This is a genomic window from Paraburkholderia sp. J11-2, assembly GCF_905220185.1.
Lineage (GTDB): Bacteria > Pseudomonadota > Gammaproteobacteria > Burkholderiales > Burkholderiaceae > Paraburkholderia.
Window position 1 is genome coordinate 117,183 of record NZ_CAJMYY010000003.1, and the last position, 14,004, is coordinate 131,186.

Sequence of the window (14,004 nt, forward strand, 5' to 3'; positions counted from 1 at the left end):
ACTGAGATAATTGAAAAAGCGAAAGGCAAGTCCAGCACTTCGCTCAATGTATATCCACCCTGGAAGGTGCTGCTTGATTTATTCCATCAAAAATTTTATTTGAAAAACTCTTGTAGCGCGAAGCTTTACATTCTTTATCGAAGATAATTTTATTGTTTCTTGATACATATAACCCAGCAGGCCAAACGGACGAAATTACATAGATATATTTATTGACGGAAAATTTAAGATGTAATCCATGTATAGCCCCCTCAGAAACATCGGATAAAATAAAATTATCGCCGGGAGGGAGATTTTTTTTAGGGTATTCGATAATATCATTTTCAATGCCATACTTGTATCGCACATACCCGCGATTCGGTGAAACGTTGCCTTTTGCGCAGATGGAAACGATTTTTCCATCTTTCAGTGAACAATTAAAATAAATGTCTTCCCCTTCGCTGCAAAGAGTCATTTCACTTTGTAGCGGCTGTGTTAGCGCGCCTGCAAAAGAAATTTTTACCACGAAAATCGAGATTACGAATAAAATCAATAAATTTAATACTACCATCCTCAGTTTTAGAAAAAACAGTAATTCAGATGAAAATGATCTTGATAGCATAAAGACATAATGGTGTTGTTAAATAAATATCATCTGTCAACACCTAACAACTACCTTCCCTCATCAAAGGGCTGTCGTGAGTGTCTAGCCGTCCACAGCATCGTTCAGTGATTCTCAATTTGATCGCGTATCGACTGAAAGCGCGCTGCAGAGCAACCACATCTGTACTGCCTTCTTACCCCCGTTATAGCTGATTTGACACCACCCGGCCGTGGCCTTGTCAACAGTGACCTTATCTCCCGCTATAAGATACTTCTTTGTTTCATCCTTAATACTCGGCAAATCAAAGAGATAGCTCTTATTTTTAACTTTTGCACTAATAATTTTATCGCCATTCATTAATGACGCGAATGATGAATCTACCGCCCGTCGAACATCTTTCTTTGTTTGAAAAGGAAATACATATGTTACTCGCCGATTGTTAGATATCCAGCTGTAGTCGGCTCCAAACCAATCAGAGGCACGCTCATCACGACGAAGGTTGTTGTCGACTATGACAAAAACAGAAACTGAATAGAATTGTCCAGATGAATTTTCCTCTACAAGAGACTGGCGCACATCCACAGAATGAATCACGGCTATTCTGTTATTATCCTGATCAGTAGCCAACGGAAATGAATCGACGATTTTACCAGGCGAATCATCATAGAGAAGGCCCCGCCCCATCGCCTTTACTGGAGCATTACCATTAGATATATAATATAGAGAAATTGCGTCTTCACCAATCGGCACCCCGGTATTCGAATTCAGCACAGGCTCCTGAACAAAACAGACTATTCCATTTTTCAAGATTAATGGGTGAAAACCTTGTTTTCCATGAATATCCGAACACGTGCTTTTTGCATATGCCGAGCCGCTTATCAAGAAAATGAGACTCAACTTCAATAGTTTTATCATCGATACATTTCAAAGCGAGTTCTCTACTTCAGATGAAAGAAATCTCTCTGCGATATATTTTCGACTGAAAAATCCCTACAGCCTGAATTCGTCGCGCGAGTTACCGAAATATTCAACGCGCGCGCACTCTGGCTCGCTCCGGAATTTTCGAATCTAGTCCACGGTTGGTCATTTCAATAACGTATTGAGCGTAAGCTATTTTAGCGTCGTTTTTATAACCATTTTTCCAATACGCGTCTGCCAGATTTAACTTAGCAACAACCCGCGTGGGAAAGTCTTGATTAATCGTCAACAGAGCCGGAAGTGCGTCGAATGCACGTCCTGCATCTGTAAGATAGAAGGCAAGGTCGTTAATATCTGAGACATTATCCGTAGTGATGTAGTGCGCCAACTCTCTTGCGTCAAATGGTGACAATGAATTCAAGAATTTTTGGAGCGTCTGTTTCGATTCCCGCGCACGATTGAATCTGGCGAGCTCAGTAGTGACATCCTTGGATACCTCGGCGGGAGATTCATACGTATATGGGCCGCTTTCGCCAAGCAGCGGGCAGTTTAAAACTCTCTCGATCTGCTCGGATGGCATTACTTTACCGGCAGGTACATCCGGCCTTTCACCGGTTATTTCCCTGATTAAACACCAATTCTTCTTCATGTTATCCCATTGATAGACATTTTGAAAAATTTGACCGCCGTTGCTCGCACAACTTCCATCGACTACAATTTGAGGTAGATGCGGGACAACGTACAACGATAATGAACTACATTCATCAAATTTTTCGACTGAATAATTGAAGTCTTTATTCAGCGATGATGAGTGATACTTCACCATCAAGCCGCCTTCAGTTTGGCGGTATAAAAAATGACTCGGCATTCCATTGCCTTCGAACACACCAACAACGGAAAATTCAGTGTCGGCGGATCTAGCCTGAGAACCAAGAAGGAATGTAAATATTAATAATATCACGATCCTTAAACCACGATTATGACGATTATTTAATATCATTTGCCGACACCTAATGCAGATAAACGACCTTCGGCGTACGTTCGAACTTTTGTTTTCTCTCCTATTAAATACCAACCGCCATCGAGAGGGTTTCCTTTCTCATCAGTTGGCCTTCCCGCAGCATCATCCAGCTCAATATATCTTTTATATCCCTTGATAGCCTCTTCATTCGTTTTGGTCGCAATCCCCTCTTTTTTCAAAAATGGGTCATTCCAAAGCCCCCAAGCAAATGAAGCTCTTTTTTCGTTGTAAGCAGCACTTTCTTCAAATTTATAAACGCCGTTGTTGTTCAATTTTAAACATCCTTTTATTTCCATGGCCTCCACAGCCCTGTTAAAGTAATTTAATCTTTTTGAGTACCCGTTGAATCCACCATTCACCACTCTCGTAATCCAAATAAAATCATCCTTCTCACTAGCGGCCAGGAGATTATGACGAATTGCAAAAAACCATGCTGCTGAAAGCACTGCATCAGGATTTTTCTCAAGTTTCTCCATTGCACTTGAACTGGATGTAACATCCATTCCAGAATATTTTTGATATGCAGTGTAATTTTCTTTGAGAGTAACCTGGATGAGACCTCGGCCGCGCCACGGATCGTAAGGGTGGTGATCGCCTTGTTCCTTGGTATAAGCAAATTCTGCACTTTCGGTTATGGCCTGCGATAGAAAATGTGCCCGGGAAAGGCAAGAATCAAATTTATAATCAACAAACGATTTGTTAATTCCATCAATGAACCGTTTGATAGTCGTATTGGACGCAGTAGTCGTAATCCTGCCAACTGTCTCTACCGATATTTCCTTGTTTGCGCAAGCGCAATTATCGGAGAGGAAATTTGCCACTAACGCAATAGGATGTAAATGGTAGACATCGGACGTCGGGAACTCCTCGATACCTGCTGCCACATCCGTCCACCAAGCCAGCTTGTCAATACGCTCCTGCTCGCTATCGTACTGCGCCTTGTTGTCTGACTTCTCCTCAAGCGCGACAATCAGTTCCTTCCACTTGCCCGGGTTCGCCCACTCGCTTTCGTGTTTGACAATCATGCGAGACGCCGCCTCCATGAGCCAGGGGTACTGGTTAGCCGCCGGTTTCGACATCGTGCATAGATCCACAGCAGCCTGCTTGCCATCACCCTTGGTAAAGAGCACCGCATAAACCTTGGTCATGAGTTCGCTGAGCTTCGTGCGATCACCCAGACCTGCCGCGTCGCTGCCACCTGCATAGTCCACCCATTCGTCTGTGGTAGAGAATATGCTGTGCGCGCGGTCCGACTCACCGTCAAGTGGCAGAAAATCTATCCAGCTCTGCGCGAACTCCCGTGTGACCATACCCTTGGGAAAATTGAACTCACGCACCCAGCCTTCAATTGAATTTCTCAATGTGTCAGCGCTATCGACCTTCCACCAGTTCACCTTGTATTTAGCGCTTGCGTCCGTTGTCTTTTCAGTAAACGGATTGTCCTTTCGCTTTTGCAGTGCCGCGAGCGAATAGACCCGCGTGACGTCGGTAACGGGCGCATTTTGCCCTTGCCCAGCCAGCGTATGGTTCTGAAAGAGCGTAGTCTGGGTCTGCGCGCGCAAAATGGTTGGGCTGGCAGTTAGCCCCAGATCAGCCCAGTCAGTCGAGGTGCGACCAGGTTTATTCACCCATTGGCGTCCCTGCTCGATAAACTGCACGATGCTGTCGTCACTGAACACTTCGATGTGCACCATGCGCGAACCACTTGTGCCTAGTCTCAGCGAGTCGTAGCAGCCGAGGTGCCCGATCAGTTCTCCCGCCTTGATAGCGATGCCCTTGCCATGGGAGTCAAGTGTGATCGTCACCTTGTCACAATCTGAATCGTCCAGATCCTTGGGCCAATATGCAGGAGGATTTCGTTTCGGTGTACTCGCGTATTCTCCCTGAGCCATTAAATGCATGTATAGGCTGTAGAACGTGAGCCAGTTGCCTTTCGGAAACTCCATCTGATGACGCACCAGTGTGAATGCGGTGCTGTAGTTCGAGGTATAAAACGCGTTCTTGCCGGGAGCGCCTGAGAGGCCCGCCGCAAACGACGGCATGGGAATGGGAAGGTAACTTGCAAGCGGCCACTTATTAATTCGATAAGCCGCTACCTCTCCGTCCGCGATACAACGTACCCCTGAGTCAAGGTCAAGCGATTGTCCGGCACCGGCCTCCGTAACGTGAATGCCGCCATGCCACATTCCGCTCGGACTCACGAGATAGAAGCCGCCAGGTTCGTGCTCCGCGAGGAGCCGATAAATGTCGTGCTCGTCAGCGAACGGAATTCCTTTCCCATCCGCTGTCTGCCCCTGCTTCAGAAATGGAAACGCGAACGAAAGTTGTGCCACGCGCGTGTTCGCAGATGCGGGGGCCTGCGTTGGAGTCTGTGCCGGAGGGTGCGCCATGATTGCCTTTACTCAGAAAATCCGAAATTCAAAAGGCCCTTAACGTCTTTGACAGGCGTCGCGGTCCAGGAAGGGAAGCTGAAATTGCCGCCTTCGGCGCCGTTGACCGTCAAATTGCCCTTAAGCTCGATTTCGCCGGCGGGACTGGCAAGCGTGATCTTCCCGCCGGCGAGCTTGATGTAAGCACCAGATCCATCGCCGATGGTGACGCCCTTGCTGCCAGTGATGACAGTCTGACCGTTTGACGAACTTACATTCATGTCTTGCATGGACATGACCTCCATTGCGTCTCCCTGTGACTGAATCTGAATCTTGCCTTTCGCGCTGAAGATTCGAATGCCGAGTCTCGCGGAGAAGATCGAAATCGCTTCACCAGCTGCAATAGCGATACGCTTCATAATGCCGATATCCATCCCCGCGCCAGCTGTGGCGAAAAGCTGCTTGCGTGCGGAAATCTGGAAATGAGCCCCACTGGAAATGCCCACGCCGTCAGGGGCACTAGCGACTATCACCGACTTCTTGAGATTAGTGAGATTCTCTTCGACAAGCGTTCGTTGCCAGTCGATTTCAGCGAGGATTGCTTTCGCTGCCTCCGCGCTGTCATTAAGAGACTTGAGAATATCCTCGGATTGCCTGAAGGTCGCGTCCGCATCCTGCATAGCAAGCTGCTGACCGGCTGCCGCCGGTTGCGCCTCCGCGGAGATAAGGACGCCTTTTGCGCCCCGCACTGCCACCCGTTCGTCCGAACGCAGTTCAGCGCCCTGCCCGCGCTCCTTGCGGTCCCCATCCACCATATGCCCCAGGTTCAGCTCACTGGTCTGGAACGGCGTGGTCAGGTGGATGTGCTCGATGCCTTCCTTGTCCTCCATACGCAGCTCGTTCTGCGCAGCAGTGCGGATCAGGTTACGGGTGTTGTTCAGGTTGTTGACGAGGTCCGGGTGCGAGCTGTCGTGCATCGCACCCATGATCACCGGCCGGTTAGGATCGCCCGCCGTGAAGATGAGGCCGACTTCCACCGGATCGATGAGCGGGAAGTGGTGGCCGTAGTTGTCGCCGCTGTAGGGTTTGGCCAGCCGCACCGGACGGCTTGTACCACCTGGACTCCACGTGTCCAAGTCGAACGGAAGGATGACGACGTACCAGCCTTGTTCTGTCAGATACGCATATTTGTAATCTCCGGGCGACGTGACGCGCGCCGGGAGAATACCCTCGATGCGCGGTTGCACGACCGACGAGAGCGACGTACGCCACACGCGGTTAGCGGGAATCCCATCGAACGTGATCCAGAAGGGCTTGCTACGGCCACCGGAGAATGTCACCGACGTCACGAAGATCCCGTACGGTGCGTCGACGGGCTCCGGGTCGATGCGCATCACCTCGCCCGCCTCGAGCCAGAACGGATTGCCCGTTCCGTGATACGTGATCTGCGTGGCGAGCCACGCCTCATGGCGCAGGCGCGCGATCTGACGGCCCTCAGCAGGCGTCTCGTAGTGCTCACCCCAGTGGTAGTCGACCGCATTGGTCGTCGCGTCGTTGGGCGCTGCATTGGCGGCCACCAGCAGCGAGACATCGGCCTGACGGTGGTTGTAGTCCTTCAGCTGTACCGACTCCGGCACCCGCCGTGTACGCCGCTCGAGTGTCTTGATCGCTTCGGCGCCCGAACTCTCGAGCCCGGAGTCCGACCGTAGGGGTACTACGCGCTGCTTGCGCGAATACGCGTCAAGGTCGTCACCAAAGACGAGCACCGCGCGATCCTTCCTCTGTTCCCAGCGAAACCATATCCCCTCCTCGGCGCACAGGCGCTGGATGAAGGCAAACGTCGTCTCGTGATACTGGGTAATGTATTCGTGGCGCTTGTATTTGCCGCGCAGATTGAATTCGAAATCCACGCCCGCACGATATTCATAGTGGCGCAGCGTGTCGGTAATGATCTCGTCGGCCGACTGCTTCTGGAACAACCGACTCGTTACCCCTCGCGCCAGATCAGCCATCTTCGGCTCCAGCACCGCCCGGTAGAGCGTCTGGTCCGCCGACGTACCCAACTCCTCGAAACGAGTGATGATGCCGTACACGCTATAGGGCGCAGGCGCCTTGCTGAACTGCGCCGCGTTCTCGCCGAACATCTTTCGCAGGCTGTCCATGTTCGGGTCGACCGGGGTCACCACGAACTTCGCGGGACGCCCTAGCACCTGATCCATCGGTATGGCCGCCACCGGGCTCGTGAAGCGGACATCGTACTGGTAGAGCTCGCTGATGCCGTCGCTCCCCTCGAATTCCTGCACCGAGAACGGCGCTGGCTGGGGCGCCACGATCAACTGATAAGCCTGCAGGTACTGGTCGTTCGACATGCTGCGACTGCGCCTCAACTGGAAGGATCTGGATAAGCCGACGCCGGAGCGCCCTGGTAGATGCTCCGGCTTCCCCTGTTACCGCGACTGACGCCTGCCGACGTTCAGCTCTTCGCCTTCGGCATCTGCGACACGAGCGAGAGCCCGATATCCATGCCTTCCACCTGGAAGTGCGGGATGATGAAGAGCTTGATTCGGAAGAAGCCCGGGTTGTCCTCGATGTCTTCAACCGTCACCTTCGCATCACGCAGCGGGTGCGACGCCTGCAGTTCATCACCCGGATCCTTCATCTCGGTCACGAGCCCCTTGATCCAGTTGTTGAGCTCGAGCTCAAGCAGACGCCGGTCCTTGGTCGTGCCGATGTTTTCGCGCTGGATCAGCTTCAGGTAGTGCGCGATGCGCGAAAGCAGGAAGATGTACGGCAGACGCGCATTGATGCGGCTGTTGGCCGTGGCTTCCTTCGTCTCATACAGCGCCGGCTTTTGCGTCGAGTTCGCCGAGAAGAAACAAGCGAAGTCGTGATTCTTGTAGAACGAGAGCGGGATGAAGCCCAGGTTCGCGAACTCGAACTCGCGCGTCTCGGGAATCAGCACTTCCGTCGGGATCTTCGGCTGGATGCCGGTACCGAGGTCGTAGAGGTGGACGGGGAGATCGTCGACCTTGCCGCCGGCCTGCGGGCCGCGGATCTGCACGCACCATCCGTTGTTCACGAAGCTGCGCACCATGTTGGTCGCGAATGCGAACGACGCATTGACCCACAGATACCGGTCGTGATCCGGGCCCTTGACGGCCTCTTCGTAGTTAAAGGCACGAACCGGCGTGGTGTCCTTGCCATAAGGCAGGCGACCCAGCACGCGCGGCATCGTGAGGCCCACATACCGTGCGTCGTCCGTGTCGCGGAAGCCCTTCCACTTCAGATACTCGGCACGGTCGAAATAGTTGCCAATATCCTGGATGGCGGCCACCTCTTCCATCGACTTCTTGCCGAAGAACGCCGCGCCCACCGAACCAATGAACGGCATATGAGCTGCCGCGGCCACCTTCGAGATGTTGCGCAGCAGGGCGATATCCTGCGGCGAGTTCTCGAACTCGTAGTCGCTGATCATCGCGCTGACGGGCTGGCCACCGGGGGTATCGTATTCGTCGATATACGTGTGACGGTAAAGGCCGCTCTGGATGACTTCCGGTGTGTCTTCGAAGTCACGCTGCAGTGCATCCTTCGACACGTCGAGCACCTCGATCCTCGCGTTCTTGCGAAAGTCCGTGCGCGAGACGAGCAATTTCAGGCCACGCCAACGGCCTTCGAGCGCCTGGAACTGCGGGTTGTGCATGACCGCATCGAGCTGCCGGCTGATTTGCCGGTCGATCTGACCAATGTGGAAATCGAGCAGCGACTTGTCGAGACGGTCAACAGGCTGGCTCGACTTCGAGACCAGTTCGAGAAACGCGCCCATGCCGCGCGCGATGCGCTCGTCGGCCGATGCCTCGGAAAGCATGTCGCTGTCACGGAACGCTTCGAGCGGACGCGCTTGAGCAACCGGTTTGAGGTTGATCTTGCTGCACAGCGCCGCGTATACGCTGTCGGCAGCCGCTGCCGGGGCGTCGTGCACGACGGTCTCGGTCGCACCCTGGCGGGATTCATTCTGTTTCATGTCCTTACCTTTCTGCTTTCGTGTGGTTCGTGCGACTACGTAAGTTCGGAATGCGGTGAAGGCCTGGCGGGCCTTGCCCCGTTCAGGCATGACCTTCCGGCTGGGTGGCTGCCGTGGCGATCTGCGCGAGCTCGCCGCGCAGCTTGTCGGACAGCCCCTTGTCCTTCAAAACCTTTTCGAACTCCCGGCGGAACGTCCCGTTATCGAGCAGGTTCGACTTGAGATCGCGCAGCAGATTGCGCATCGCGAGCAGCGCACGCAACTCGGGAATCTGGCGGGCAACGTGCTCGGGTTCGAAGTCCTTCATCGAACGGAATGAGAGATTCACCGGCAGTTCGGTGCCGTCGGCGGCAAGCGTGTTGTCCGCTTCCAGTCGCAGGTCGGGCGCATAGTCAGCGAGAACCGCGTCGAAATTGTTTTTGTCGATACTGACTTTCTTGCGCGCGGCAAGGGCTGCCTGTTCGCGTCCTGCGCTGAAGTCGCCGGCAACAAGCAGCTTGAGCGGTAGTTCGACTTTCTTTTGAGCACCCCCGGTATGGAGGTCAAGCGTAATTGAGACCCGTGATTTTGGGATTTCTCTTTGAAAGCTGTCCAATTTGGGCTCCACGAATATATTCGATTAATTCCCGCAGAAATCCCCAGATTCTCATGGCAGTGGCCCGTATTTCGGATTTATCCAATTCAGGACAAGTTACCTCGAGACACCTACTCCAGTTTTCGCTGCGGCCTCATGCGGCAGCCATTTAATAGTTCAAACCGGCAGCTGTCAATTCGAGTAATCATTCGAAAAAACACGATCCCTCCATGATGTCAGCCAATAACTTTTCTCGATATGCGTTTTGATTGTCGGTATGCCGATCAATCTGATTGATTTTATTTTGGCATAGATGTCTGCCTTGTTTCCCATCTCGCCGAGCACTATACGCTTTTGATCCATCTCAAATAACGAAACAAATGCATTTCAATTTCTCGAAAGATCCTTTTCATCATCTCCTCACAATCATAATCAATAAGTAGTCCATATCAACCAGAAGCGGGTTCACCGATGGCATCATGCAGCGCGATGCGTTCGAATCGGGACGGCACCGGGATGTGCGATACGTCCGAAGCGACGCCTGCCCCACACAAAAAGCCCGCAGATCAACAACAGCAAAGACCACCTCACCCATGCGAATCGACAAACCGCTGTGGCACGAAGGGCTGATCCTTTCCCAGCAACATTTCCAGCAGCAGGATCGCTATACGGGGTTCGCGATGCAGCAGATCGCGACGGCCGCTCTGGCCTATGCCTGGGGCACGCTTGCCGTCTCGATCGACGACGAGGCACTCGAGACGGGACGCCTGAAGCTCGTCACCCTGAAACTTCGCTTTCCTGACGGCACACCGATCGACACGTCGCTCGCTGACGCATTGCCGCCCGCGCGTGATCTCAACCAGGCACTGATCGCAGACCGGCAGAGCATCGTCATCTACGCGGCGCTTGCCCTCCCGGACGCCAATGGCAACAACTGCCGTATGGATGAGACGCCGCTCGCGCGCCCGCGGAGGTCATATCGGGAGTACGCGAAGGTCAACGACCTGAACGGGGCGAGCGAAACCGAAATCTCTGCCGAGCGGTTGGCCGTACGGCTGTTGTTTGATTTCGAGGAGCACGCCGATGACACGGTCTGCGCGATTGCCCGCATCGCGCGTACAGCAAGCGGTCAGTTTCGCGTCGACGAGAAGTTTGTGCCAGCCTGCCTGACACTCGCGGCGCATCCGTTGCATGCCGCGCGTATCAATCGTCTCGAAGACATCCTGCTTGCGAAGAGTGCAGCACTTGGCGCGCGTCGTAGCGAACGCGTTGGCGAAGTGACCGAATATGGCGTTGCGGATGTGCAGCTATTCTGGTTACTGCACTGCATCCATAGTGCATGGCCGGAGCTACGTCACTACGCGACGAATCTGACCCGGACACCCGAGCAGCTATATCTGACGCTCGCACGGCTTGTCAGCGCGCTCGCGACTTTCTCAACAACGGCGCTGCTCACGGACATTCCCGTCTACGATCACGTGCGCGCTGACGAGGTATTCACTAAGCTCGAATCAATGGTCCGGGATCTGCTGGACGCCATCATTCCGTCGCGCGTGGTGGCAATTGGCCTTGTGAGTAAAACGCCGACCACATGGGCGGCGCAGATTCTCGACGAACGTCTGCTCGACGGCGCCGTCGACTGGTATCTGTCCGTGCACGCTTCGTCTACCGCCTTCGATCTCGTCGAACTGGTACCCAAACTTTGCAAGATCGGCGCACCAGACGACGTCGGACAGATCGTCAACGCAGCGCTGCCTGGCATTCCACTGAAGGCGGTGCAGCGTGTGCCGGCCGCGATTCCCGTGCGGCTGGACAACCAATACTTTGCACTGGATGCAGGTAGCGCTGCCCATGCGCGCATGCTCGCGGCACGTGCAGCCCAAGTCTATCTGCCCTCGTCGATACCCGACGCCACGCTTGAACTTTACGCGGTGCTGCGCTCATGATCGGTCTCAATTTCAGGCGAAATTTCAACCGCACGGAGCCTGCATTGCAGATGGGCCGTTCGAGGGACGTCGTCGCGGCACCCGGCGAGCCCCCTGTCAGCGGCATCCGCGACCTGTTGCGCAACACAGCCTTGCTCGTGACCTCGGTTACCGAAGGCGGGATTGCCCGAACGGCCGGGAGCATGCAGAAGCGTTGCCGCGAGCTCATCCACGACTTTGCTGACGGGCTCCATCAACGGGGCTACCCGGACGACGTGTGTATGGACGCGAGGATCGCGCAATGCGGCCTGCTTGACGAAGTCGCCCTGCGTCACCTCGCCGGCAATGACCGTGCCACGTGGGAGCTTCGCCCACTGCAGGTCGAGTTCTTTGACATGCATGACGCGGGCGAGCGTGTGTTCGAGCGCCTGGAGAAACGCCTGCGTGCCCCGGTAGCCAACGTCGATCTGCTCGAATGCTACTCGAGCGTGCTCGGCATGGGCTTTATCGGGCGTTATGCGCTGGACGGTGAAGCCAGGCTCGATGAACTGGCCAGCGCGCTGAATACGCGGATCAGCAAGTCGCGCACAGCGGCGACGCCACCCTTCACCACCGATCACACCGTGCGCCGTCCTTCGGACTGGCTCTACCGGCTGTCATCGTGGGCGATCCTCGGCATCTGCTGCGTGGTGGCAGCTCTGCTGTGGCTCGTATGGCATGGGGGCCTTGATATGCAGCTCGCCCAACTTCTTTCGGGGAAGTCGCGTCCGTGAAGTCAGTCCAGCTCGAAGGAAGCGAGGGACGCGCCCACGGGCGCGCGTACCCGCTTCGCCTCATCGTCCTGCTCACCCTCGTTCTCGCGCTCACGCTGATCTGGCTCGTGCTGCCGCTCTCGCGCGTGACCGCCTGGGTGCTCACGGCCGTGGCCATTGCCGTGGCGGTTGGCCTTTTCGTGTGGCGCACCCGTCAGCTCGCACTGGCACGCCGGCAGAATGCGCAGGTTCTGGCCGCCCTTGGCGCAGCGATGACCGCCATCCCTGACGGGCTACATACCGGCATGCCGCTTGTCATGCTCACAGGTGACGCGCTGCCTGCGCTGTTTGACCGTGACGGCACCTCGCGCCTCGTCTGGATTGGCGACGGCGCGATCTGGCTGCGTGTCGACGAACCGCGCGATCTCCCGCGTCTGGCCATTGCGGTGCGGCACTGGCGCGACGGTCGCTCGCCCGACGGCATTGTGCTGAGTGTCGCTCCCGCAATGCATCCCAACACGGACGCACTCACACAGAAACTGCGCCTGGCGCGCCAGTCAATAGCCGATGCCTGCCGCATGCTCGGCACGCGTCTGCCAGCCTATGTGTCGGTCTACCAGCGCCTGACGAGAGGCACGCACGCCGCGGTAGACGGTACGAGCGTTGACGGCCCTGTCGCCGCGCAATGGCACGGCGTAACGACAAGCACACCACACACGGGCTCATGGAATTTCGAAGCTGCCGTGCATGCCGCCGGTGAGGCCATTGAAGCTGCCGCCAGCAGGCGTGAGGCCGCCACGCTGGTTGCACGCTCAGCCAGCCTTGCTTGCCTCATCGAATGGACGCAGCGTGTCGTGTTAGGGACGCTCGCGGACCGACAACAGCCCGCCGCCCCGTGGCCGCTATACGGCGCGGGCTGGATTGACTGCGGACCAGCAAGCGGGCCAGCGTCCCTCTGGGAGCGCGAAGTCGAACAGCGTACGACGGTCGCCCCTGCTGAGGTGATCGCGTCCCCGACGCCATGGCCGCTGCCGCAACCGCTGATCGAGGCGCTGCCTGCTCCCCGCTGGGTCTCGCCCTGGATGAGCGCCTTCGCTCACGCGCTCGCACTCCTCGCCTGCGCGGCGGGCATTGCTTTCTGGGGCTCCGCAAAGAACAACGAAGCACTCCTCACGAGGATCGGCGCGGACCTCGCACGTTTTCGCTCGATACCTGCTGCGCACGACGCACCCAGGCGCGACGCCCTGCGCTCGCTCGTGGCCGATCGTGATCTGCTCGACCGCTATGCCCGTACCGGCATGCCGCTGAACCTGTCATTCGGGATGTACCACGGCGCGGGTTTGATCCCGCCGCTGGACGACGCGATCGCCTCGTACGTGCCGCCTCCGCCGCCGCCCGCCATCGTGTCCCTCGACAGCATGTCGCTCTTTGACAGCGGCAAGGCGCAGCTCAGAGAAGGCTCGAACCGGGTCATGGTCGGCGCCCTCGAGATGATCCGCGCGAATCCTGGCAAGCGCATTCTCGTGGCTGGTCACACTGACACCGTCGGCGACCCACGCAGCAATCTGGCGCTGTCCGTTGCGCGCGCAGGCGCCGTGCGCGACTGGCTCGTCGATGCGTCGGGCATTCCCGCCACACAGTTCGCCATCCAGGGCTATGGCGATACCCGCCCCGTCTCGGATAACGACACGCCCGAAGGACGCTGGCGCAACCGCCGGGTCGAGATCACGCTCGTTCCCGACGATGCCGGCATCCACCCGGCAACAGCAACGGCTGCGCCGCAGGTTCGTTCGGCAAACACACCAGGGTAGTTACTTTTTAGCCCCCGAAGCGCAGGCTTC

10 protein-coding genes are annotated in these 14,004 nt (G+C 55.8%); 3 read left to right on the forward strand and 7 right to left on the reverse strand.

Features of this window, described 5'->3' with window-relative positions:
* Positions 1-43 precede the first annotated feature (43 nt).
* The 7 genes from U5A57_RS04970 to tssB all read right to left on the reverse strand — a co-directional run bounded on the left by U5A57_RS04970 (position 44) and on the right by tssB (position 9,507).
* Positions 44-505 (reverse strand): hypothetical protein, encoded by a 462-nt coding sequence (locus U5A57_RS04970; protein ID WP_321908737.1) that lies wholly within the window; start codon positions 503-505, stop codon positions 44-46.
* 210 nt (positions 506-715) lie between these two features.
* Positions 716-1,498, reverse strand: coding sequence for a hypothetical protein (locus U5A57_RS04975; RefSeq protein ID WP_321908739.1), 783 nt, complete (start codon positions 1,496-1,498; stop codon positions 716-718).
* A gap of 112 nt (positions 1,499-1,610) precedes the next feature.
* Entirely contained in the window at positions 1,611-2,501 is an 891-nt protein-coding gene (locus tag U5A57_RS04980; RefSeq protein ID WP_321908741.1) for a hypothetical protein, read from the reverse strand.
* A complete protein-coding gene (locus U5A57_RS04985; protein ID WP_321908744.1) occupies positions 2,498-4,855 on the reverse strand; it encodes a hypothetical protein in 2,358 nt (785 codons plus the stop codon). The genes U5A57_RS04980 and U5A57_RS04985 overlap by 4 nt, the downstream gene beginning before the upstream one ends.
* A gap of 65 nt (positions 4,856-4,920) precedes the next feature.
* Positions 4,921-7,260, reverse strand: coding sequence for a type VI secretion system tip protein VgrG (locus U5A57_RS04990; RefSeq protein WP_321908746.1), 2,340 nt, complete (start codon positions 7,258-7,260; stop codon positions 4,921-4,923).
* 104 nt (positions 7,261-7,364) lie between these two features.
* A complete protein-coding gene (gene tssC, locus U5A57_RS04995) occupies positions 7,365-8,912 on the reverse strand; it encodes a type VI secretion system contractile sheath large subunit (RefSeq protein ID WP_321908748.1) in 1,548 nt (515 codons plus the stop codon).
* 82 nt (positions 8,913-8,994) lie between these two features.
* The gene (tssB, locus tag U5A57_RS05000; RefSeq protein WP_321908750.1) at positions 8,995-9,507 is read right to left on the reverse strand and encodes a type VI secretion system contractile sheath small subunit; all 513 of its coding nucleotides are present in this window, start codon (positions 9,505-9,507) and stop codon (positions 8,995-8,997) included.
* Between the two features lie 572 nt (positions 9,508-10,079).
* Between tssB and tssK the strand changes: the two genes are divergently transcribed.
* Genes tssK through U5A57_RS05015 form a run of 3 tightly spaced genes read left to right on the forward strand, consistent with a single transcriptional unit; the run spans position 10,080 to position 13,974 of the window.
* Positions 10,080-11,432, forward strand: a complete 1,353-nt coding sequence (tssK, locus tag U5A57_RS05005) for a type VI secretion system baseplate subunit TssK (RefSeq protein ID WP_321908753.1) — start codon at positions 10,080-10,082, stop codon at positions 11,430-11,432.
* Positions 11,429-12,184: a DotU family type IV/VI secretion system protein gene (locus U5A57_RS05010; protein WP_321908756.1), complete on the forward strand. Its 756-nt coding sequence runs from the start codon at positions 11,429-11,431 to the stop codon at positions 12,182-12,184. The genes tssK and U5A57_RS05010 overlap by 4 nt, the downstream gene beginning before the upstream one ends.
* Positions 12,181-13,974 (forward strand): OmpA family protein, encoded by a 1,794-nt coding sequence (locus tag U5A57_RS05015; protein WP_321908758.1) that lies wholly within the window; start codon positions 12,181-12,183, stop codon positions 13,972-13,974. The genes U5A57_RS05010 and U5A57_RS05015 overlap by 4 nt, the downstream gene beginning before the upstream one ends.
* The last annotated feature ends 30 nt before the right edge of the window (positions 13,975-14,004 follow it).